This window comes from Nocardia sp. KT25-26, from assembly GCF_056627695.1.
Genome location: NZ_CM152813.1, coordinates 333376 through 355633, shown reverse-complemented (window position 1 = coordinate 355633; position 22258 = coordinate 333376). Strand labels below are relative to the sequence as shown.

22 protein-coding genes and 1 tRNA gene are annotated in these 22258 nt (G+C 68.2%); 15 read left to right on the top strand and 8 right to left on the bottom strand.

Annotated elements, in window-relative coordinates:
• On the top strand, positions 1-996 hold the full coding sequence (locus tag AC1HFH_RS01670) for an AAA family ATPase (RefSeq protein ID WP_480248009.1): 996 nt from the start codon (positions 1-3) through the stop codon (positions 994-996).
• Positions 997-1064: 68 nt separating this feature from the next.
• On the top strand, positions 1065-2348 hold the full coding sequence (locus AC1HFH_RS01665) for a DUF58 domain-containing protein (RefSeq protein WP_480245660.1): 1284 nt from the start codon (positions 1065-1067) through the stop codon (positions 2346-2348).
• A gap of 12 nt (positions 2349-2360) precedes the next feature.
• Here AC1HFH_RS01665 and AC1HFH_RS01660 read toward each other — a convergent pair whose 3' ends face one another.
• Entirely contained in the window at positions 2361-3152 is a 792-nt protein-coding gene (locus AC1HFH_RS01660; RefSeq protein WP_480245659.1) for an RDD family protein, read from the bottom strand.
• Positions 3153-3170: 18 nt separating this feature from the next.
• Between AC1HFH_RS01660 and AC1HFH_RS01655 the strand changes: the two genes are divergently transcribed.
• Both AC1HFH_RS01655 and AC1HFH_RS01650 read left to right on the top strand, forming a co-directional pair.
• Positions 3171-4133, top strand: a complete 963-nt coding sequence (locus AC1HFH_RS01655; RefSeq protein WP_480245658.1) for a stage II sporulation protein M — start codon at positions 3171-3173, stop codon at positions 4131-4133.
• A gap of 702 nt (positions 4134-4835) precedes the next feature.
• Positions 4836-5465: a class I SAM-dependent methyltransferase gene (locus AC1HFH_RS01650; RefSeq protein ID WP_480245657.1), complete on the top strand. Its 630-nt coding sequence runs from the start codon at positions 4836-4838 to the stop codon at positions 5463-5465.
• A 97-nt stretch (positions 5466-5562) separates the two neighbouring features.
• Here AC1HFH_RS01650 and AC1HFH_RS01645 read toward each other — a convergent pair.
• Positions 5563-5648, bottom strand: a tRNA-Leu gene (locus tag AC1HFH_RS01645).
• Positions 5649-5878: 230 nt separating this feature from the next.
• Between AC1HFH_RS01645 and AC1HFH_RS01640 the strand changes: the two genes are divergently transcribed.
• From AC1HFH_RS01640 to AC1HFH_RS01605, 8 genes are all read left to right on the top strand, one after another.
• On the top strand, positions 5879-7303 hold the full coding sequence (locus tag AC1HFH_RS01640) for a DUF3662 and FHA domain-containing protein (RefSeq protein ID WP_480245656.1): 1425 nt from the start codon (positions 5879-5881) through the stop codon (positions 7301-7303).
• 162 nt (positions 7304-7465) lie between these two features.
• Positions 7466-7933, top strand: a complete 468-nt coding sequence (locus tag AC1HFH_RS01635; protein WP_480245655.1) for an FHA domain-containing protein FhaB/FipA — start codon at positions 7466-7468, stop codon at positions 7931-7933.
• The gene (locus tag AC1HFH_RS01630; protein WP_480245654.1) at positions 7930-9405 is read left to right on the top strand and encodes a PP2C family protein-serine/threonine phosphatase; all 1476 of its coding nucleotides are present in this window, start codon (positions 7930-7932) and stop codon (positions 9403-9405) included. Before AC1HFH_RS01635 ends, AC1HFH_RS01630 begins: the two co-directional genes overlap by 4 nt.
• Entirely contained in the window at positions 9405-10892 is a 1488-nt protein-coding gene (locus AC1HFH_RS01625) for an FtsW/RodA/SpoVE family cell cycle protein (protein WP_480245653.1), read from the top strand. Before AC1HFH_RS01630 ends, AC1HFH_RS01625 begins: the two co-directional genes overlap by 1 nt.
• Positions 10889-12355 carry a peptidoglycan D,D-transpeptidase FtsI family protein gene (locus AC1HFH_RS01620; RefSeq protein WP_480245652.1) on the top strand — a complete coding sequence of 489 codons (1467 nt, stop codon included), beginning with the start codon at positions 10889-10891 and terminating at the stop codon, positions 12353-12355. Before AC1HFH_RS01625 ends, AC1HFH_RS01620 begins: the two co-directional genes overlap by 4 nt.
• 37 nt (positions 12356-12392) lie before the next feature.
• The gene (locus AC1HFH_RS01615; RefSeq protein ID WP_480245651.1) at positions 12393-13964 is read left to right on the top strand and encodes a serine/threonine-protein kinase; all 1572 of its coding nucleotides are present in this window, start codon (positions 12393-12395) and stop codon (positions 13962-13964) included.
• On the top strand, positions 13961-15856 hold the full coding sequence (gene pknB, locus AC1HFH_RS01610; protein WP_480245650.1) for a Stk1 family PASTA domain-containing Ser/Thr kinase: 1896 nt from the start codon (positions 13961-13963) through the stop codon (positions 15854-15856). Before AC1HFH_RS01615 ends, pknB begins: the two co-directional genes overlap by 4 nt.
• 52 nt (positions 15857-15908) lie before the next feature.
• Complete coding sequence (locus AC1HFH_RS01605) at positions 15909-16328, top strand: CBS domain-containing protein (protein ID WP_480245649.1); 420 nt, start codon at positions 15909-15911, stop codon at positions 16326-16328.
• A 12-nt stretch (positions 16329-16340) separates the two neighbouring features.
• Here AC1HFH_RS01605 and AC1HFH_RS01600 read toward each other — a convergent pair whose 3' ends face one another.
• The 3 genes from AC1HFH_RS01600 to AC1HFH_RS01590 form a co-directional block, all read right to left on the bottom strand.
• Positions 16341-16799 (bottom strand): deaminase, encoded by a 459-nt coding sequence (locus AC1HFH_RS01600; protein ID WP_480245648.1) that lies wholly within the window; start codon positions 16797-16799, stop codon positions 16341-16343.
• 136 nt (positions 16800-16935) lie between these two features.
• Positions 16936-17634, bottom strand: coding sequence for a RibD family protein (locus tag AC1HFH_RS01595; protein ID WP_480245647.1), 699 nt, complete (start codon positions 17632-17634; stop codon positions 16936-16938).
• The gene (locus tag AC1HFH_RS01590) at positions 17631-18305 is read right to left on the bottom strand and encodes an aminodeoxychorismate/anthranilate synthase component II (RefSeq protein ID WP_480245646.1); all 675 of its coding nucleotides are present in this window, start codon (positions 18303-18305) and stop codon (positions 17631-17633) included. The genes AC1HFH_RS01595 and AC1HFH_RS01590 overlap by 4 nt, the downstream gene beginning before the upstream one ends.
• 84 nt (positions 18306-18389) lie before the next feature.
• Here AC1HFH_RS01590 and crgA point away from each other — a divergent pair, with 84 nt between their 5' ends.
• Together crgA and AC1HFH_RS01580 are read left to right on the top strand one after the other, a co-directional pair.
• Positions 18390-18650, top strand: coding sequence for a cell division protein CrgA (gene crgA / locus AC1HFH_RS01585; protein ID WP_480245645.1), 261 nt, complete (start codon positions 18390-18392; stop codon positions 18648-18650).
• Positions 18651-18744: 94 nt separating this feature from the next.
• A complete protein-coding gene (locus tag AC1HFH_RS01580) occupies positions 18745-19197 on the top strand; it encodes a PH domain-containing protein (protein ID WP_480245644.1) in 453 nt (150 codons plus the stop codon).
• 30 nt (positions 19198-19227) lie between these two features.
• On the opposite strand, the gene AC1HFH_RS01575 is transcribed toward AC1HFH_RS01580, so the two are convergent.
• Positions 19228-19761 (bottom strand): peptidylprolyl isomerase, encoded by a 534-nt coding sequence (locus tag AC1HFH_RS01575; RefSeq protein WP_480245643.1) that lies wholly within the window; start codon positions 19759-19761, stop codon positions 19228-19230.
• A gap of 81 nt (positions 19762-19842) precedes the next feature.
• Between AC1HFH_RS01575 and AC1HFH_RS01570 the strand changes: the two genes are divergently transcribed.
• Entirely contained in the window at positions 19843-19995 is a 153-nt protein-coding gene (locus tag AC1HFH_RS01570) for a hypothetical protein (RefSeq protein ID WP_480245642.1), read from the top strand.
• Here the strand turns inward: AC1HFH_RS01570 and AC1HFH_RS01565 are convergent.
• The gene (locus AC1HFH_RS01565) at positions 19985-20779 is read right to left on the bottom strand and encodes an ABC transporter permease (RefSeq protein ID WP_480248008.1); all 795 of its coding nucleotides are present in this window, start codon (positions 20777-20779) and stop codon (positions 19985-19987) included. The genes AC1HFH_RS01570 and AC1HFH_RS01565 overlap by 11 nt on opposite strands.
• Before the next feature lie 53 nt (positions 20780-20832).
• On the bottom strand, positions 20833-21861 hold the full coding sequence (locus AC1HFH_RS01560; protein ID WP_480245641.1) for an ATP-binding cassette domain-containing protein: 1029 nt from the start codon (positions 21859-21861) through the stop codon (positions 20833-20835).
• Between the last annotated feature and the right edge of the window lie 397 nt (positions 21862-22258).

Genomic DNA, 22258 nt, shown 5'->3' with positions numbered 1-22258 from the left:
CTGACGAAACCGACCGCGACCGAAGCCGGCGCCGCCGCGCCGACCGCTGCCGAAGCCGCCGCGGCACTGGCCGCGCTGCGCACCGAGATCGGCAAGGCCGTGGTCGGCAACGACGATGCGGTGATGTTCCTGGTACTGGCCCTGCTGTGCCGCGGGCACGTACTACTCGAGGGTGTGCCCGGCGTCGCCAAGACGCTGTTGGTCCGGGCCCTGGCCACCGCCCTGGACCTGGACCATGCCCGGGTGCAGTTCACCCCCGACCTGATGCCCGGCGACGTCACCGGTTCACAGATCTACGATCCGCATTCGGCGGAGTTCACCTTCCGGCAGGGCCCGGTCTTCACCAATCTGCTGCTGGCCGATGAGATCAACCGGACGCCGCCGAAAACCCAGTCCGCCCTGCTGGAATCGATGGAGGAGCGGCAGGTTTCCGTCGACGGGCAGCCGCGCCCGCTGCCGGATCCGTTCGTGGTGGTCGCCACCCAGAACCCGATCGAACAGGAAGGCACCTATCCGCTGCCGGAAGCCCAGCTGGACCGTTTCCTGTTCAAGGTCGACATCCGGCTGCCCGGCCGCGACGACGAGTTCCACATCCTGCAACGGCATGCGAGCGGGTTCGATCCCCGCGACCTGGGCGCCGCCGGACTGCAGCCGGTGGCCGGGCCCGCACACCTCGCCGCCGGCCGAGCCGCCATCGCGGAGGTGACGGCCCGGCCGGAGATCCTCGCCTACATCGTCGATCTGTGCCGGGCCACCCGCTCCTCCCCCGCCGTCCAGCACGGTGCCTCCACCCGCGGCGCCACGGCCCTGCTGGCCGCCACCCGCGGGTATGCGTGGCTGCACGGCCGCGGTTACGCCACCCCCGACGATGTGAAAGCGGTAGCGACGGCGGTCCTGCGACACCGGCTGCAGCTGCGGCCCGAGGCCGAGCTGGACGGGGTCACCCGGGAATCGGTGCTCGCCTCGTTGCTGAACGCCGTCCCCGTCCCGGTGTAGCCGATGCGCTACTCGCCTTCCCATCGCCGCGGCCGATCGGCCGGAAACCGACGGCAGGAGCCGCCGCGATGACGGTTACCGGACGATTCGTCGCGCTGGCCGTGGTGGCCGGTGCCTTCGTGATGTTCGTGCTGCCCGCCTGGCCGGGTGTGCTGCTGGCGACGGCACTGCTCGCCGCCGCGGTCGCGGTGGACGCATCGGCGGCGCGGGCGACGATCGACCTCGACCGGGAGCCACTCACCACCGTCCGGCTCGGGCGCAGTACCGATGTGGAGCTGGTGGTCACCAACACCGGAGACCGGACGGTGCGCGGCACGCTGTGGGACAACTGGCCCGACAGCGCCGGTGCCGAGCATTTCGAGCATCCGCTCCGGCTGCCGCCCGGAACCCGTACCCGGCTGCGCACCACCCTGACACCCGGGCACCGCGGCGATCGGGTGGCAGGACCGGTGACCTTGCGGACCGTCGGCCCGCTCGGCCTCGCCGGGCGGCAGACCCGGCTGACCGCACCGGCCCGGGTCCGCGCCCTGCCGCCGTTCCGGAGCGAACGGCTGTTGCGGGCGAAGGTCTCCCGGCTGCAGCAGCTGGAGGGCCGCACGATCGCACACACCCGCGGTCAGGGCACCGAGTTCGACTCGTTCCGGGAATACGTGGCAGGCGACGATGTACGGGCGATCGACTGGCGCGCAACCGCCCGGGCCGCCGACGTGCTGGTGCGCACCTGGCGCCCGGAACGCAACCGGCACGTGCTGATGCTGCTGGAAACCGGGCGCACGGAAGCGGGCCGGGTCGGGGACGGCACCCGGCTCGACGCCGCGATCGAGGCGGCCCTGCTGCTGGGTGGGCTCGCGGGCGCGGCCGGCGACACCGTCGATCTGCTGGCCTACGACCGCGAGGTACGAGCGGAGGCCTCCGCCCGTGGCCAACGGTTGTCGGTGAAACTCATGCACGCGCTGGCCGGGGTCACGCCCCGGCTGGTGGACACCGATGTGCCGGGACTGGTCCGGGCGGTGCTGCAGCGCAGCCGGCGGCGCGCATTGCTGGTCTGGTTCACCGATTTGAGCGATTCGGTCGAGGAACGGCTGGTTCCGGTGCTTCCGGTGCTGCTGCGCCGGCACCGGGTGCTGATCGTTTCGGTGACCGACCCCGATATCGCCGCCGCGGCCCGGGACCGCAGCAGTTCCGGCGCGGCGTATACCGCCGCGGCGGCGGAAACGGTGCTCGCCGAACGCGCCCTGGCCCGGGAGTCGCTGCGGCGGCTGGGGGTGGATGTCGTCACGGCCGCACCGGATCGGCTCCCGGAAGCCCTGGCCGAGGAATATCTGGAGCTGAAACGGGGCGGCACGGGGTAGCGCCTGCCCCGTTCAGGCCGAGACACTCCACCGGGCGGCACCGGACTGCCGGGACGTGAGCTCCAGTGCCGCGCGCCGCTGACGTTCGGCGAGCACGGCCGCGAGCACATGGAACGGGGGGTACCCGGTCGGCAACGGACTGTGCACAACTTCGGCGAGCGCTTGCATCAGCCGGGTTCCGAGTTGCTGTTGTGCCTCCGGGGTCAGCGTGCGCAGCCGGGTCAGGTACTGCCGGATCGCGGCGGCCAGTTCGGTGGACACCCCGGTCAGATCGAGCCGGGTCGCCCAGGGCTGCAGCCACGGCGGGGCGGCGACCAGGGCGGGCGCCGGCATCGGTGTCCGGGTGTGCACCACCACTGTGCCCGCCAGCACATCGCCGACCCGGCGCGCCCGCGGGGAACACATCGACGTGCCCACCGCCACCGCACCGAAGGCACCGAGCAGCCAGAAGTCCACGATCACCCCGGTGAGCCCACGGGTGAGGGCGTGCCGGAAATCGATCGGTCCGCCGTCGGACCGGACCACCCGCAGCCCGGCGATCGCCTTCCCCGCGGTCTGCCCGCGCCCCAGGGTCTCGGTCGCCACCGGGTAGCCGACCAGTACCGACACCATGATCACGAGAACCACGGCAGCCACCCAGGCTTCGTCGAGCCGGAACAGCCCCAGCATCGCGGCGACAGCGAACAGGCCGAAGGCCAGCAACAACTCCAGCAGTACATCGATGACGAACGCGCCGGCCCGGCTGGGGATCCGGGCGATCGGCAGCTCGAGCGAAACAGCTTCGCCGGTGGTGAATTCGGCCATGTGGATAGCATTCCCGATATGGACACCGATGCCTACAGCTGGGCGCACCGACGATCCTGGCACCGCCTGGACCAGCTGAGCAGGCAGCGTTCGCTGACCGGTCCCGAGACCGATGAACTGCTGCGCCGTTACCGGGACACCTCGCAGCAGCTGGCCCGGCTGCAGCGCGAACATCCCGACCCCGATCTGATCACCGGGCTCGGTGCGATCCTCGCCCGTGCCCGGGGCCGGGTGCTGGCCGCCCGTGGCGGCACGGCGCGCGAGATCGGGCGATTCTTCACCCACCACTTCCCCGCTGCGGTGTACTACGCCCGGTACTGGTGGATCTCGGTGGGCGCTGCTTTCCTACTCGTATCGACCGTATTCGCGACTCTGGTCCAGAGTTCGTCCGCGACCCGGGACGCCCTGGGAGTTCCGGACGACACCCGGTCGCTCACCGCGCCCGGTGGCCGATTCGAGACCTACTACACCGAGCATCCGCAGGGCGCGTTCGCTGCGCAGGTATGGACCAACAACGCCTGGGTATCCGCGATTGCGCTGTTCATCGGTGTGCTGATTCTCCCGGCTGTGTATGTGCTGTTCATGAATGCGCTGAACCTGGGGATAACCGGTGGATTGATGGCGGAGGCCGACCGGCTCGATTCCTTCTTCGGCTTCATCCTTCCGCACGGGACGCTCGAGCTGACCGCCATCTTCGTCGCGGGTGGCGCCGGCCTGCGGCTGGGTTGGACGCTCGTCGATCCGGGGCGGCGCAGCCGGGCCCGGGCGCTGGCCGACCGGGGACGATCGACCGCCACCATCGCGCTGGGCCTGGTCGGGGTGCTGTTCGTGTCCGGACTGCTGGAGGGCTTCGTCACGCCGAGCGGCCTGCCCACCCCGGTGCGCATCGGGCTGGGCTTCGCGGCCGAGGCACTGTTCCTGGTGTACGTGTTCGGTGTCGGCGGACGAGTGGCCCGGGAACGAGCCTCGCGAACTGCATGAACGCACGGATGTACGTGCATTTGCACAGCAGGCAACATCGGGCACACGGGACACGACCGGGGATGGGCAACCGACAGCAACACCGCTGTGCGCCTGGTTGTGGATATCCCCCGATTTGAGTTCCGCTGGCCGCAGCGAGTCCGGCTCGAGCTGCGGCCAGCGTTACCGTCGACTCTACACAATCGTTACCCCTGCGCAACCCCCGACACACCCGTCGAGGAGTACAAGCGCCCGGCTCGCAGCACAACGTAATCCCATGTGGACTCGGTGTTTTTCACAGTTCCAGCTAACTTCTGGCTGCCGGACCGGAATCCCCGGGCGGCCACCGAGAATTCACCTTCGGCAAACCGGATGAACCGGACGAGTCGGTCCCCGGAATACACTGCGCGGCCACGCCCGAATGCGCCACCGGCACGAGATCCCCACCCCGACACCGCGGCCTACCTGCACCTTCCGCAGACCGACCGAACTCGACAACGACACTGACGCAATAAAGCGACCTCAGGTTTGTTTACGGCCTTATAAACATGATCATCACTCGGCTAACTGGTGGAGATGTACACCCAAGGGCGGTCTACTGGTCAGCCGATCGGTTGCGGGAAGCGCCCGGATCACCACCGTCCGATGCCCGAAAAACCCCTCCCGATCAGCGATGTGATCTTCACCTCAGTATCCGGCCGGAACCCGGATACGATTGCCGGCATGTCTCGCGTCACCGCCCGTCTGCTCCACACCATCGCCGGCCAGCTGGGCCGCCCGCACGGCCCGCTCGGCCATGTCGTGGCTCCGATCCTGAACCGGGGAAACCGGGCGACGATCACCGCCGCGATCGACGCCGCGGATATGCCCCCGGGTGCCACCGTCGCCGATATCGGATTCGGCGGCGGCGTCGGGCTGGGACTCCTCCTCGACCGGGTCGGCCCCGACGGCACCGTGCACGGCATCGAACTCGCCACCGAAATGCTCGACCGGGCGCGCCGCCGGTTCCGGGACGCCCGCCTGCACCTGTCCGAGGGCTCGCTGACCGAACTACCTCTCCCCGACGCCTGTCTGGACGCCGCGATCACGGTCAACACCATCTATTTCGTCCCGGACCTCGCCCCCGTCGCCGCGGAACTCGCCCGCACCCTCCGGCCGGGCGGTACCGCCGTGATCGCAATCGGCGATCCGGCCGCCATGGCGAAGCTGCCCTTCACCGCGCACGGCTTCACCCTCCGCGAGACCCCCGGCATCGTCGGCACCCTCGCGGCCGCGGGCCTGGATGTGGAACACCGCACCCTGCCGAGCAAGCCGATCCCGGGCCACCTCCTCCTCGCCCGCCGCGGGCGGTAGCGAGATCGGATCGGAGACCTATGGCACTCGCCACACGGGGGACCGCCCTCCGACCATACGAAAGAGGGCCGATCCACTCAGTGGATCGGCCCTCTTCTGGTGGGCGAAGGGGGACTTGAACCCCCACGTCCTTTCGGACACTGGCACCTGAAGCCAGCGCGTCTGCCATTCCGCCACTCGCCCGAGCAACGTCTAGAAACTTAGCATGCCGATCGGCCGAAAACGAAATCGATTCGCTGACCTGCGGCGACAGCCGGGAGCGGGTGGCGGGAACCGGGATGGCCCGCCGGACGTTTCCGGTATGGACGTTCGCAGATATCATGCAAGGAACGTGCTCCGTTGCGGACACGCCCGATCGGCGCGTGGTCGTTACGGATCCATCGCCGGACGCGATCACCGAAGGGAGGGCCGGGATGGGCATCGTGTCGAGATTCGAACGTCGCCTGCAAGGCGCCTTCGATGACGTATCCGCCCGGTTGTTCGGCGGCCACGTCGTCCCCCAGGAAGTGGAGGCGGCGTTGCAGCAGGAAGCCACGGATCGGCTCCAGGAGCTCGACGGTGGACATCTGCTGGCACCGAACAGTTATGTGATCACGATCAGCGCCTCCGACCACGGAGAACTGACCGCCGATCACGACCTGACCACCCGGGCGTTCGCCAAACATCTGCAGGATTTCATCCATGACCGAGGCTGGCAGACCTACGGCGAAGTGCACGTGGCGTTCGCAGCATCACCTACGCTGCACACCGGACAGTTCAGGACGACCGGCCGAGTCGACCCCGACGCGGGACGCCGCCCAGAACCCACGCCACAACGACCCGCAAACCCGCTACCAGGAGCTGGCCACATGACGCAGAACTCAGGCTTCGACCCCAGCCGAGAGCCCGCGGACGCCGATCCACGCAACCGCGGGTACGCCCCGCCGGCCCCTGGCGCGCCCGGCGGCTACGGCGACGACTACGGCCAGGGTGGCTACAACGGCTACCAGCAGGGCGGCTACCAGAACGGGTACGGCGGCGGCTACGACCAACCTCCACAGGGCTACGACCCACAGCAGGGTGGCTACGACCCACAGCAGGGCTACGGCCAGCAGGGTTACGGCCAGCCCGGCGGGTACGAGCAGCAGCCGGGCGGGTACGACCAGCAGGGCTACGATCAGGGCTTCGGCCCCGGCCAGCAGGGCTACGCCGATCAGGCGTACGGCCAGCAGGGCGGCTACACCCCGGAGAGCGGCTACGGCCAGCCCGGTTATGCCGATCCGAGTTACGACCAGCAGGGCGGCCAGGCCGGTTACGCGGACCCGGGCTACGGCCAGCAGGCCGGCTACGCCCAGCCCTACGCCGACCCCGCCTACGACCAGCAGCAGCAGGGCGGCGGCTACGCGCAGCCCGGCGGCACCGTCGGCTACCCCGATTCCTCGTACGGGCAGCCGGACCAGCAGGCCGGCTACGGCCAGCCCGGTTACGACCCCGGCTACGACCAGCAGGGCTACGGTCAGCCGGGCGGCTACGGCCAGCCCGGCGGGTACGGCGGGGCCCCGGTGCCGTCCAGCTACTCGGCGACGCTGCAGCTGGACGACGGCAGTGGCCGCACCTACCAGCTGCGCGAAGGCAGCAATATCATCGGCCGGGGCCAGGACGCGCACTTCCGGCTGCCCGACACCGGCGTTTCCCGGCGGCACATCGAGGTGCGCTGGGACGGCCAGACCGCGATGCTGTCGGACCTCGGCTCCACGAACGGAACCCTGGTGAACGGTTCGCCGGTGCAGGACTGGCAGCTCGCCGACGGCGATGTGATCCGGGCCGGCCACTCCGAGATTCTGATCCGCATCGTGTGATCCGAGTAGGCTCGCGGTGCTGCAGCGCACGCGGAGGCGATTCGCACCTTAAGATGCTGCCAGCACACCAGGCCCCGGCGACGGGGTCCGAGTCGGCACGCCGGTGGGAGCTCGTTCCTGCCTGCGTCACCCATGACCCCGGCGAACAGGAGGTGGAACGCCGTGCAGGGACTGATCCTGCAATTGACCCGTGCGGGGTTCCTGCTGCTGTTGTGGCTGTTCGTCTGGGCAGTACTGCGCACGCTGCGCAGTGACATATACGCGGCGTCCGGAATCCGGATGCCTTCCCGGGCGGCCCGTGGCTCCACCGTGCTGCCCAACCTGCGCCGAGGCCAGAAGACCGCCAAATATCTTGTGGTCACTCATGGTTCACTCGCCGGCACCCGGATCACGCTGGGCAGCCAGCCGGTCCTGATCGGCCGCGCCGATGATTCCACCCTGGTACTCACCGACGACTACGCCTCGACCAGGCATGCACGACTGTCTCTCCGAGGTGACGACTGGTACGTCGAAGACCTCGGTTCGACGAACGGCACATACCTGGATCGTGCGAAAGTCACCACTGCTGTCCGCGTCCCGCTCGGTGCTCCGGTCCGAGTCGGCAAAACAGTGATCGAGCTGCGATCGTGACACTTGTTCTGCGCTACACCGCGCGTAGCGACCGCGGCCTGGTCCGCGGCAACAATGAGGATTCCGTCTACGCGGGTGCCCGGCTACTGGCCTTGGCCGACGGGATGGGCGGACACGCCGCCGGTGAGGTCGCTTCCCAGCTGATCATCGCCGCGCTGGCCCACCTGGACGACGACGAGCCGGGCGACGACATCCTCGGCAAGCTGGACCGGGCCACCCGGACCGGCAATGCGGCCATCGCCGACCATGTCGAGGACGAGCCGGAGCTGGACGGGATGGGCACCACGCTCACCGCCATCCTGTTCGCCGGTAAGAAGCTCGGCCTGGTCCACATCGGCGATTCCCGGGCCTACCTGCTGCGCGAGGGTGAACTCGCCCAGATCACCAGGGACGACACCTTCGTGCAATCCCTGGTGGACGAGGGCCGGATCACCCCGGAACAGGCACACAGCCATCCGCAACGTTCCCTGATCATGCGCGCGCTCACCGGAAACGAGATCGAGCCGACGCTGATCATGCGCGAGGCCCGCGCGGGTGACCGGTACCTGCTGTGTTCGGACGGCCTGTCCGATGTGGTGAGCGACGAAACCATCGGCAACACCATGCGCGAGGGCAGCACCGACGAATGCGCCGACCGGCTGATCGAGCTGGCGCTGCGCAGCGGTGGGCCCGACAACGTCACCGTGGTCGTCGCCGATGTCATCGACCTGGATTACGGGCAGAGCCATCCGATCGTCGCGGGCGCCGCCTCCGCCGACGACGAGGAAGACGCCCCACCGCCGAACACCGCGGCCGGTCGTGCCGCCGCCATGCGCCCGCCGCGCGCCACCCCGCCGCGCCGCGCCGCCACCCCGGAGCCGGAGACCCCGAAGACCACGCACAAGCTGCGCTGGATTCTGCTGTCGCTGGCGCTGATCGCCGCGATCGGCGTGGGGCTCACCGTCGGCTACAAGATGATCCGGAGCAACTACTACGTGGGCGCCGACGACGGCCGGGTGGTCGTACTGCGCGGGCTGCCCGGTTCGATTCTCGGCTATTCGATCCACGATGTGGAACTGGTCGGCTGCATCACCGGTACCGACGAGCTGACCCTGGTCCCGGCCGGCGAGGATCTGCCCGCCGGCTGTAGCGAACTCCGGGTGGACGATCTCCAGCCGACCGGCCGCGACCAGGTGGAGCGCGGCCTGCCCCCGGCATCGCTGGACCGGGCCCGCGAATCGATGCAGCTGCTCGCCGACGACGAACTGCTGCCGCCCTGCGCGGTTCAGGAACCCGAGCAGCCGGGTGTGATCCCGCCCGAGACGCCGGGCACCGAGGCACCGCCGGCCGACGGCCCGCCGCCGGCCGAGACTCCGCCCGCGCCGACCCCGGAACCGGAGCCGCAACCCGAACCCACCCCGCAGCCGCAGCCCACCGCCGCGGCCCCGACTCCGCAGGTCTCGAGCGAGAACTGCCGGCCGGTGACGGACTGATGTCGGCTCCGGCAGCACCCTCGGCCGGGGCCTATCCGAGTCCCCCCGGTGGTTTCGCGCCCGCCCCGCCGCCGTCGACGCGGCGCAACAACGAGCTGTTGTTGCTCGCCTTCGCCGCGCTGATCACCACGGTGTCGCTGTTCATCGTGGAGGCCAGCCAGGAACAGTCGATCACCTGGGATATCGCCAAGTACGGCGCCGCGTTCGGCGCCCTGTTCGGTGTCGCGCATCTGGCGGTGCGCCGGTTCGCACCGTTCGCGGACCCGCTGCTGCTGCCGATCGTGGCATTGCTCAACGGGCTCGGCCTGGTGCTGATCCACCGGCTCGACCTGGCCGCCGCCCAGCGCGCCGCGGACAATTCGCTGCCGATCCCCTCGCCGGATGCCAACCAGCAGATTCTGTGGACCGGGCTGGGCATCATCGTGTTCGTCTCGGTCCTGGTGCTGTTGCACGACTACCGGACACTGGCCCGCTACACCTACACCCTGGGCTTGGCCGGCCTGATCCTGCTGGCCATTCCGGCCGTGTTGCCGGGCCGGTTCTCCGAGATGAACGGCGCCAAGATCTGGATCCGGCTGCCCGGCTTCAGTGTGCAGCCGGGGGAGTTCGCCAAGATCCTGCTGATCGTGTTCTTCGCCGGGATTCTGGTCGCCAAGCGCGACCTGTTCACCACGGCGGGGCGGCACTTCCTCGGGATGGAATTCCCCCGCGCCCGAGACATGGTGCCCATCCTCGTGGTGTGGGTGGTCTGTATCGGTGTGCTGGTGCTGGAGAAAGACCTGGGCACTTCACTGCTCATCTACGGGACCGTGCTGGTGATGATCTACATCGCCACGGAACGAGTCGGCTGGCTGATCGTCGGATCAGGTCTGCTCCTGTTGGGATTCGTCATCGCCTACCAGCTGTTCGGACATGTCCGGGTGCGAGTCGATACCTGGCTGAACCCGTTCGACGACTATTACGACACCGGCTACCAGATCTCGCAGTCACTGTTCGGCCTGGCGACCGGTGGGCTCGCCGGTACCGGACTGGGCAACGGCCGGACGGATCAGGCGCTCAAGAGCTTCGCGAAGACAGACTTCATCGTCACCACGATCGGTGAGGAACTCGGCCTGATCGGTCTCACCGCGGTGCTGATGTTGTTCACCATCCTCATCGTGCGTGGTCTGCGCACCGCTCTGGCGGTACGGGACAGCTTCGGCAAACTACTCGCCGCCGGACTGGCGTTCACCATCGCGATCCAGGTGTTCGTAGTGGTCGGCGGTGTCACCAAGTTGATTCCGCTGACCGGCCTGACCACCCCGTTCATGGCCTACGGCGGTTCGTCGCTGCTCGCCAACTATGCGCTGGTGGCGCTGCTGATGAAGGTCTCGGATGCCGCCCGGGCCCCGGCTCCGGCCAGGAAGCGCGGACCGGCACCGATCGCGGACGCCCGGACCCAGATGATGCAGCGCTCTGGGCCGGCCGGAAAGGGGAGACCGGCATGAACACGCCCCTCCGGCGCGTCGCCGTCGCGGTGATGGTGATGATCGTCGCGCTGCTGGTCAACGCCACCTACGTACAAGTGATCAAGGCCGACGAGTTGCGTGCCGACCCACGCAACTCGCGGGTGCTGTTGGACGAGTACTCCAGACAACGCGGGCAGATCTCCGCGGGCGGCACAGTGCTGGCCAGTTCGGTCGCCACCGAGGACCGGTACAAGTACCTGCGCACCTACCCGAGCATGCCGGAGGCATACGCACCGGTTACCGGCTTCTACTCGATGCGGTTCGGCAAGTCCGGCCTGGAGTTCGCCGAGGATCCGATACTGAGCGGCAACGACAGCCAGCTGTTCGGCCGCCGACTGGTGGACATGTTCGCCGGGCGCGACCCGCGCGGCGGCAATGTCCTGACCACGATCGACCCGGTGATGCAGCAAACGGCGTACGAGGAGCTGACCGCCAAGGGCTATACCGGATCGGTGGTGGCGATCGAACCGAGCACCGGCCGGATTCTGTCCATGGTGTCGACACCCAGCTACGACCCGAACCGGCTGGCGACCCATGATGCCGGAGCTGCCGGAGCTGCCTGGGAGGAACTGGAGAACGATCCGGGGCAGCCGACGCTCAACCGCGCCATCTCACAGACCTATCCGCCCGGATCCACCTTCAAGACCATCGTCACGGCGGCGGCATTGACGAACGGAGTGGCCACACCCGACTCCCAGTTCACCGCCGCACCCAATATCACCTTGCCCGGCACGCAGACCACATTGGAGAACTACGGCGGAAGTAAATGCGGCAGCGGCCCGACGGCTTCCCTGTACGACGCGTTCCGGATGTCCTGCAACACCGCATTCGTCGAACTGGGCATCGAGGTCGGTGCCACCGCGCTCAAAGACGAGGCGGCTGCGTTCGGCATCGGCACCCACGCCGATATTCCGATCCCGGTGGCGGAGAGCACCGTCGGCCCGATCCCGGACGACTCCGCTCTCGGCCAGAGCAGCATCGGTCAGCGTGATGTCGCGCTGACCCCGCTGGACAACGCAGTGATCGCGGCGACCATCGCCAACGGTGGTGTCCGGATGCAGCCGTATCTGGTGGACGAGACCCAGGAGCCGGATCTGTCCGAGTTGTCACAGAACCGGCCGGTGTCCGTGGGCCAGGCCGTCAGCGCCCAGGTAGCGTCGACGCTGACCGATCTGATGATCGCGTCGGAAGACAACACTGCCGGTGGCGGACGCACGCCGTATCAGATCGCTTCCAAGACCGGCACCGCCGAGCACGGATCCGATCCGCGCAACACCACACCACACGCCTGGTACATCGCCTTCGCCCCCGCGAAGAACCCGGAGATCGCGATCGCGGTGATCGTGGAGGGTGAAGGAGACCGGAACCTGGCCGCCACCGGCGGCTCCGTAGCGGCGCCGATCGCCCGGGCAGTCCTCGATGCCGGAATTCGAGGGGGCTGAACGAAATGAGTGAGCGAGTGACATCACGGGGGCCCCGATGCTGAACAACGGCGCGCTGATCGCCGATCGCTACCGCCTGCAACGCCTGATCGCGACCGGCGGCATGGGTCAGGTGTGGGAAGCGGTCGACACCCGGCTGGACCGTCGGGTCGCGGTCAAGGTCCTCAAGACCGAGTTCTCCGCCGACCCGACCTTCCGGCAGCGGTTCCGCACCGAGGCGCGCACCACCGCCCAGCTGAACCACCCCGGGATCGCCGGTATCTACGACTACGGCGAAACCGCCGACCCGCAAGGTGGCGAGACCGCGTATCTGGTGATGGAGCTGGTTCAGGGCGAACCGCTCAACGCGGTGCTCAACCGGCTCGGCCGGCTGTCGGTGCTCCAGGGCCTGGACATGCTGGAACAGACCGGACGCGCCCTGGACGCGGCACACGAGGCCGGGGTGGTGCACCGTGATGTGAAACCGGGAAACATCCTGGTGACCCCGACCGGCCAGGTGAAGATCACCGATTTCGGCATCGCCAAGGCCGTGGACGCCTCACCGGTCACCAAGACCGGCATGGTGATGGGCACCGCCCAGTACATCGCTCCGGAACAGGCGGTCGGCGAGGACGCGACGTCGGCGAGCGATGTCTACTCGCTGGGCGTGGTCGGCTACGAAGCCCTGGCCGGGCAGCGACCGTTCTCCGGTGAGGGCGCGATCACGGTCGCCATGAAGCATGTGCGCGATACACCGCCACCGCTGCCGACCGATCTGCCGCCGAATGTGCGCGAACTGGTGGAGACCACCCTCGCCAAGGAACCGGCGCAGCGATACCGGACCGGCGGCGAGTTCGCCGATGCGGTGGCCGCGGTGCGTGCCGGACATCGGCCGCCCCCGCCCGAAGGCAGCGCAGCGGCGGCCGTCCCACCCGCCGCCACGGCGGCGACCAGGGTGTTGCCGCCCGGTCCGACTACAGTGTTGCCAGCCGGTAGCGCCCGCACTCCCGCCGACGGCGCCGCGCCGGCCTACCGTCCGGCGGCCGCCGCACCGACCATGAGCGCCGCGGCGGCGGGGACCGGCGCCGCGGACAAGACCAATCAGAAGTGGTTCATCGGGCTGGGCGCGGCCACGCTGGTGGCCGGTGCGGCGGTGCTGTGGGTGTTGTTCGGGGGCGAACCGAACACCGAGCCGGGCACCTCGCCGACCACCCAACTGCCGGCGCCGGCCACCAGCACCACCACCAGCTCGATCGTGGCACCGCCGCCGGTGATCACCCAGCAGCCGGAGCCGACGACCACCCTGGCCCCGCCGCCGCCGACCACTACGCCGGAACCGACGACGCCGGAACCGACCACACCCGAGCCGACCACTCCGGAACCGACCACACCCGAGCCGACGACGGAGCCGACTCCGGAACCCACCACCGAGCCGACCCCGGAACCCACCACGGAACCGACCGATATCCCGGCCGATGACGACTCCGGGGAGACCACCTCGGTGACGACCACCGCAACGGCCACCTCGACCACCGAGGCCCTTCCGGGTGGTGTGGACATCGAACTTCCGTACAGTGCCGACGAGGATTCGGCCGGCCTGCCCACTACTTCGGTCCTAGGACAGCGATGACTACCCCGAAGAACCTCTCCGCCCGGTACGAGCTGGGCGAGGTCATCGGGTTCGGCGGGATGTCGGAGGTCCACAAGGCCCGCGATCTCCGGCTCAGCCGGGATGTGGCGATCAAGGTGCTGCGGGCCGACCTGGCCCGCGACCCCACTTTCTATCTGCGTTTCAAGCGCGAGGCACAGAATGCCGCCGCACTGAACCATCCGGCCATCGTCGCTGTGTACGACACCGGCGAGGCCACCGTGGACGACGGGCCGCTGCCCTACATCGTGATGGAGTACGTCGACGGCGATACCCTGCGCGATATCGTGCGCGGCAAGGGCCCGATCCCGCCGCGGCGGGCCATGGAGATCATCGCCGATGTGTGCGCGGCGCTGGACTTCAGCCACAAGGCCGGGATCGTGCACCGGGACATGAAGCCGGCCAACATCATGATCAACCGGGCCGGTGCGGTGAAGGTGATGGACTTCGGGATCGCCCGGGCGATCGCCGACAGCTCGAATCCGATGACCCAGACGGCCGCCGTGGTCGGCACCGCCCAGTACCTGTCCCCGGAACAGGCCCGCGGTGAGACCGTGGATGCCCGCTCGGACGTGTACTCGCTGGGCTGTGTGCTCTACGAGATCCTCACCGGGGTTCCCCCGTTCACCGGTGACTCGCCGGTGGCGGTGGCGTATCAGCACGTCAAGGAGGACCCGCAGCCGCCGTCGACCGTGCATCCGGGTGTCCCACGCGAGCTGGACTCCATCGTGCTCGAGGCGATGGCGAAGAACCCGGCGAACCGGTACCAGAGCGCGGCGGATATGCGTACCGACCTGATCCGGGTGCTGGGCGGGCAGAAGCCGAACGCACCCGCGGTGATGACGGACGAGGACCGCACCACGATCCTGGCCGCGAACGGCACCGGCGCGACCGATTTCCACACCGTGTCGGACGACGCCCTGGCGGCGCCCGACGACGACCCGGCGAACTCCTCCCGGCGCACCGCGCTGCTGGCCGGCGGCGCGGCGGTGGTGCTCGCGGCCCTGTTCGGCGTGTTCTGGATGGTGTTCGGACCGGGGGCCAACCCCGACCAGGTGGCGGTTCCGGACCTGGCCGGGCAGCCGTCCGCCGAGGCCGAGCGGATGCTGGAATCCGCCGGGTTCGTGGTGGCCATTCAGCAGAAGGCCGACAGCACGGTACCGGTGGGCAATGTCATCGCCACCCAGCCGCTGGGCGGATCACGGATCGACAAGGGCAGCACGGTCACCATGCAGGTTTCCGCCGGTCCCGAGCAGGTCCAGGTTCCGCTGCTGGACGGGCTGACCGAATCCGAAGCCGGGCAGAAACTGGCCGCGATCGGGTTGCAGCTGGCCCCGGAGATCACCGAGGAGTCCTCCAGCCAGCAGGAGGTCGGCAAGGTGATCGGCCAGGAACCGTCCGGCGGCGCCTGGGTCGATGTCGATTCGGCGGTCGTGATCACGGTGGGCACCGGGCCCGAAGAGGTACGGGTGCCCGATGTGGTCGGGCAGGACATCGAGGTCGCCGAGCCGAACCTGACCGGAGCGGAGTTCGAGGTGGTCGTCGAGGAAGTACCCTCCGCCCGCCCGGTCGGGGAGGTGGTGGCCACCACACCGGCCGGCGGCAGCAATGCCGAGCAGGGTTCGACGGTCACCGTGCAGGTCTCCAAGGGCGACCGGATCACCATGCCGGATCTGCGCGGGCTCACCGCCGACGAGGCGCTGGCCGCGCTGCAAGCGGAGGGCTGGTCGGGGGCGTTCAACCGCTCGACGGTGATCACGCTGGACTCGGGCAACGCCGGCAAGGTGGTGGGTCAGCGCCCGTCGGCCGGCTCGACCATCACGATCAGTACTCCGGTGACCGTTCAGGTGGCTGCTTCTCCGCTGCCACGGTGACACAATAGGAGCTGCTCCATCCGACCAGCCCAGCTGAAGAGGAGGTAGCTCGATGACCACTGCCAGGGACATCATGAAACCCGGCGCACAGTGGATCTCGCGAGAAGACACCGTGGCCCGTGCCGCCCAGGTGATGGCCGAACTGGATGTCGGATCGCTGGTGGTGTCCGACGAGAACGATCGGATGTGCGGAATCATCACCGACCGCGACATCGTGGTGAAATGCCTGGCCCGGGGTCTGTCCCCGATGGAGACCCGGGCCGGGGAATTGTGCGAGGCGACTCCGCGCTGGATCCGCGCGGACGCGCAGGTCGAGGAAGTACTCGGCGAAATGGAAGGTCACCGGATCAAGCGGATGCCGGTGATCGAGGACAAACGCCTGGTCGGCATGATCAGCGAAGCCGATCTGGCCCGGAATCTCGACGACCATCAGCTCGGTGAGTTCGTGATGGCGATCTACGGAAGGCCGTGACGGATCGTTCCGTCAGTGCGAGAGGTCCAGGTGCTGGTTCATCGACATGGCGGCCGCCGCCAGTTCCGGTAGTTCCACCACCTGGACCCCGTGCGCCCGGAGCTTCGCCACCCCTTCGCAGTTGTCGACGAAGGTGGCGGGCTCACGCCAGGCGATGACCACCCGCGGTATACCGGCGGCCAGGATCCGGTCGGTACAGGGCGAGCGCCCGGCGCTCGCCCGGGTCGAACACGGTTCCAGCGTGCTGTAGACGGTGGCCCGGGACAGCCGGGGATCGTCGGCGGCCAGTTTGTCCAGTGCCGACTCCTCGGCATGTACCTTCGGATCGGTCTCCCGCGAGTAGCCGGTCGAGAACACGGCGCCGTCGGCCACCAGGACCGCCCCTACCGAGAAGGCGGACGGACTCGGTGGGCACTGCCGGGCCAGTTCGATGGCTTCGAGCATGAACTGGTGGTCGGGATCTGCCGGCACGGTGTACCTCCTGTGCGTGGACAAGTTATCCACAGGCTGGTGATGGTGTGGAAAACATCATGTGGACAAGTCCGGAGCAATCACCAGATGCCTGTTGATTACAGAATATAAGCAGGTAGAAGACCTTTTCACCGATTCATGACAGCGTGCCCGGCACCCCCTCCGGGTCCGTCGTCCGATAGCTGAGCACCGCAACATCCCCAACTTTCTCCACAGCTGCCAGATGCATCCGGTGCTGTGCACCGCCCGGGAAGACAGCCGGATCCAGGAATCTAGGTGCGGCCGGGTCGCCCACCAGCACCGGGGCCACCGCCAGCTGCAGTTCATCGGCCAGCCCGGCGGCCAGGAACCCGGTGTGGATTCGGGTACCGCCCTCCACCATCAGCCGCCCGATGCCGCGCGCCGCCAGGTCGTCGAGCAGCGCGGCCAGATCGACCTGCTCGCCGAGGACCACCACATCGGCCAGCCCGGCCAGCCGAGCACCGAGCCGCCGGGCGCCGGCGGCTCCCGTGTACACCAACTTCTGCCCGCCGGTATGCCAGAACTGCCATCCCGGATCCAGCTCACCGCTCTCGGTGACGGTGACCTTCACCGGATATTCCGGCAGTCCCGCGGCGACACGATCGATCCGGCGCCGGTCACTGTTCACCAGCAACCGCGGGTTGTCCCGGCGCAGCGTCTGCGCGCCCACCAGAATCGCATCGGATTCGGCGCGTACCCGGTCCACCCGGTCGAAATCCGCGCTGTTGGACAACAGCAGCCGTTCGGCGCTCGCATCGTCGATATAGCCGTCCAGGCTCATCGCCACCGACAGCAGCACCCACGGCCGGGTCATCGCGGTACCAGGGCGCGCACTTCCGCCTCCAGCGTGGCCACCAGCCCCTCCGCCGGGCGTTCACCACACACCTCGAGCCAGTTCGCCAGCATCCGGTGCCCGCCGTCGGTCAGCACGGATTCGGGATGGAACTGCACACCGTGGATCGGCAGCTCGCGGTGGCGCATGGCCATCACGATGCCGCTCTCGGTCCGGCCGAGTACCTCCAGCTCGGCGGGCAGGGTGTCCTCGAGGACGGTGAGCGAGTGGTAGCGGGTGGCGGTGAACGGATCGGGCAGGCCGGCCAGCACGCCGGAGCCGAGGTGGTAGACCTCGCTGGTCTTGCCGTGCAGCAACTCCGGGGCCCGGGTCACCGTCGCCCCGAACGCTTCGCCGATCGCCTGATGTCCCAGGCACACACCGAGCAGCGGCATCCGGTGCCGGGCCGCCGCACGCACCAGCGGGATACTGGCGCCGGCGCGGTCCGGGGTGCCGGGGCCGGGGCTGATCAACACGCCGTCGAAGCGGCCGCCACCCGGGCCGGTCCCGTCGCCCTCGGTGAGCAATCGGTCCAGGTCGGCGAGGCGTGCGTCGTCGTTACGCCAGACCACGGCTTCCACACCCAGCTGGCCGAGGTACTGCACCAGGTTGAATACGAAGCTGTCGTAGTTGTCGACGACCAGAACACGCATAGTCCGAGCGTACGTGGCAATCGCGAGCGAGGGCTGTTGGGATAGCCTAGAAGTAACGACCTGCACGCCGAATACGAGGACGTCATGCCCAAGTCCAAGGTCCGTAAGAAGACCGCATACACGCCCCCGCCCAGCCGCACTCCGGTGAAGGTGAAGGGTGGCCCGTCACCGGTGTGGTACGTCGCGCTGATGCTCGGCTTCATGCTCGCCGGACTGCTCTGGCTGCTGGTCTACTACCTGGCGGCCGACCAGATCGGCTGGATGGCCGATCTGAACGCGTGGAACTTCCTGATCGGGTTCGGCCTGATGGTGGTCGGCCTGATCATGACGATGCGCTGGCGGTAGGCACGTTCCGTCCCTCGAATGACACTGGTGTCATTCATACACATCCTGTGGATAAACCTGTGCACAACTCGAGGACCGATTGGGGACCAGCACCGTGGAAGCTGTGAATGCCGAGGACAGTCGCGCCTGGGCCACCCCCAGAGCTGCACTGATCTCGGTCACCATCGGCGGTGTGGTGCTGGCGGTGGCGGCCGTATTCGCCCAGGACGGGGCGAGTCGCCTGCTGATCGGGGTGGCCGCGGTCGGGCTGCTCGGGCTGGCCGTGCTGGGATTCCGGCAGCGCCCCCGGCTGACCGCCGTACCCGGCGATCGGCGGCACCTCGTGGTGCGGGGCCTGCGCGGCCCCGAGGAGTACTTCCCGGAACAGATCGATCGGATCCGCACGATCGACTACCGCCGGCTCGGCCGGCGCAACGCGATGCTGGAGATCGATGTACACCGGGGCGAGGAGGAACGACTGCTCATCTTCGGCCGGTGGGATCTGGGCGCCGATCCGCGCGATGTCCACGACACGCTGACGCAGCTGGGATTCGCCACGGAGCGGTGACCCCGCCGGGCAATGGCGGGGTCACCACGATCAGGAAATGGTGATCTTCTCGATGATCACCGGCGAGTCGGGGCGGTCGTTCCGGTCGGTTGGCACCGCGGCGATCTCATCGACCACCTTCCGCGACGCCGCATCGGCCACTTCACCGAAGATGGTGTGCTTGCGGTTCAGGTGCGGCTGCGGTCCGGCCGTGATGAAGAACTGGGATCCGTTGGTGTGGGTGCCCGGACCGGCGTTCGCCATCGCCAGCAGATAACCGCGATCGAAGCGGAGTTCCGGATGGAATTCGTCGCCGAACTCGTATCCGGGACCACCACGCCCGGTCCCGGTCGGGTCGCCACCCTGAATCATGAACCCGCGCATCACCCGGTGGAAGATTGCACCGTCGTAGAACGGCCCGGTACTACCGCCACCAGCGTTCGGCGTGGTGTAGGACGCAGAACCGTCTGCCAGCCCGACGAAATTGCGCACCGTCTTGGGCGCATGGTTACCGAAGAGCGAGATCACAATATCGCCGTGGTTGGTGTGCAGTGTCGCCACGGCCGTCTGGTTCGGTGAGGTCACCGGGCAATCCTGCCATGCGACGGACCGGGAACCCGGCACCTGCACTCGGACGTCACCGGGTTTCTGTGCCAAAGTGGTGCCATGACCTCCCGACCCGTTCGCATCGTCACCGTCGTCGCGTTGATCGCCGCCGCCGGGGCGGCCTGGCTGGCCCGGTCCAAGCGCCCGCAGCCACCCGAACCGGCCGCCGAGCCACCCCGGATCGGCTACTCCCGCAACGGCACTACCGGCTGACCGTCTTCTTGTACTGACGCTGGGCCAGCGGCACGAACACGGCCAGGATCAGCACCACCCAGATCAGGGTGGTGGCCACCGGATGCTGCATCGACCACGCGGTCGACACCTCGGCATTCGGATTGGTGTTGCCGAAGAGCACTCGGACCGCCTGGGTGACCGCCGAGATCGGATTCCATTCGGCGAATGTCTTCAGCGGTCCGGGCAGCGTATCGATCGGCACGAAGGTGTTCGCGACGAAGGTGAGCGGGAAGATGACCATGAAACTCGCGTTGTTGAACACCTCCGGCGTGCGGACCAGCAGCCCGACCACCGCCATGATCCACGAGATCGCGTAGGCGAACAGCAGCAGCAGTATGTAGGCCAGCACGGCATCCAGCAGCGATCCGCGGATCCGCCAGCCCACCACGAGGCCGGCCAGCGACATGACTACCAGGCTGATCACGTTGATCACCACATCGCTGAGCGTGCGGCCGATCAGGACCGCGGACGGCGCCATCGGCAACGACCGGAACCGGTCGATGATGCCCTTCTGCATGTCCTCGGCGATGCCCAGGCCGGTCCAGGACGCACCGAACACGATGGTCTGCGCGAATATACCGGCGATCAGGAACTCCCGGTACCCGCCGGCGGCCTCGTCGGTCTGGATGGCACCGCCGAAGACGAAGGCGAACAGCAGGACGAACATGATCGGCGACAACGTCGTGAAGATCAGGATGTCGGGCACCCGTTTGATCTTGATGATGTTGCGTTTCGCGATCGTGGTGCTGTCGGCGGCGACCATGGTGAGCCGTTCACCGAGACCGGGCCGTTGATGTTCCGTTACGACCGTCGCGGTCATCGGGTCTTTCCTTCCTTACCGTCCGCCGGGCCGCCGGTGGCGGCGTCGGCGAGCTCCGTGGCGGCGCTGTCGCCGTTGATCAGTTCCTCGGCCTCGTGGCCGGTGAGTGTGAGGAAGACGTCGTCCAGGGACGGTCGGCGCAGTGCGACGTCGTGGATCACCACTCGGCGCTCACCGAGCCGGCTGATCGCATCGACCAGGTCGGTGGAGCCGTCGGCCACCGGCGCAATGATTCGGCGCATCGCCGGTTCCACTCGCAATTCACCGTCGGCGACGCCGCCGAGCACCTCCTGCGCGATGCTCAACTGATCGATCTGCCCGAGGGTCAGCTCGATCCGGTCGCCGCCGACCATGGTCTTGAGCTGGTCGGCCGTGCCCTGTGCGATCACCCGGCCGTGGTCGATGACCGCGATGTCGTTGGCCAGGCGGTCCGCCTCTTCCAGATACTGGGTGGTGAGCAGCAACGTAGTGCCGCCCGCTACGAGTTCTTCCAGTACGTCCCACAGTTCCAGCCGGGCCCGCGGGTCCAGCCCGGTGGTGGGCTCGTCCAGGAAGAGCACCGGCGGGTTGGCGACCAGGGCTCCGGCCAGGTCCAGCCGCCGGCGCATACCGCCGGAGTACCCCTTGACCGGACGGTCACCGGCCTCGGTCAGCCGGAATCGCTCCAGGAGTTCCCTCGCCCGGCTCCGGCTGCGCTGCACACCCAGGTGGTACAGCCGCCCGACCATTTCGAGGTTCTCGAATCCGGTGAGGTATTCGTCCACCGCAGCGTACTGGCCGGAGGTGCCGATCTTGGATTTGAGCAGAACCGGATCGCGGAGTACGTCCACCCCGGCGACCGTCGCGGTTCCGGAGTCCGGTGCCAGGAGGGTGGTGAGCACCCGGACCGTGGTGGTCTTGCCGGCCCCATTCGGACCCAGTAGCGCAGTCACCGTCCCCTCCGGAACGGTGAGGTCCAGGCCGTCGAGTGCGACCACTTGGCCGTACTTCTTGACCAGTCCCTCGGCGACGATTGCGTCGGGCATGTTTCTCCCTGTCGTACGAGATTGTCGAAGACTGTTCTGCCAGCCGATCAGATTTCCGAACACATTTGTTCTCGGCAGCGGCACAGCGGCAACCGGTGAGAAGCCACTGCCGGGCCCGCCGACGAGCCGAACTCCAGTATTGCCGCACCCACCGACAAGTTCATCTCCTTTTCGCCGCGACCGCCGCTGCGAGGGGCGCTCCGGCTACCCCTGCGCATTCAGCGGCGGTCATGGTGTTACTCCTACCGTTCGATACCTCCGGTACCGGATATTGGTTCGATTGCGACATGCCGAACCGTCGTCGACACGCGACGAATCGGACCGATTTGCGGCGGCTCTCCCCCGGCTCCCGGGCGGCACACTGCGGGGCGGCACGCCGTCGATCGGACCGCTCGAG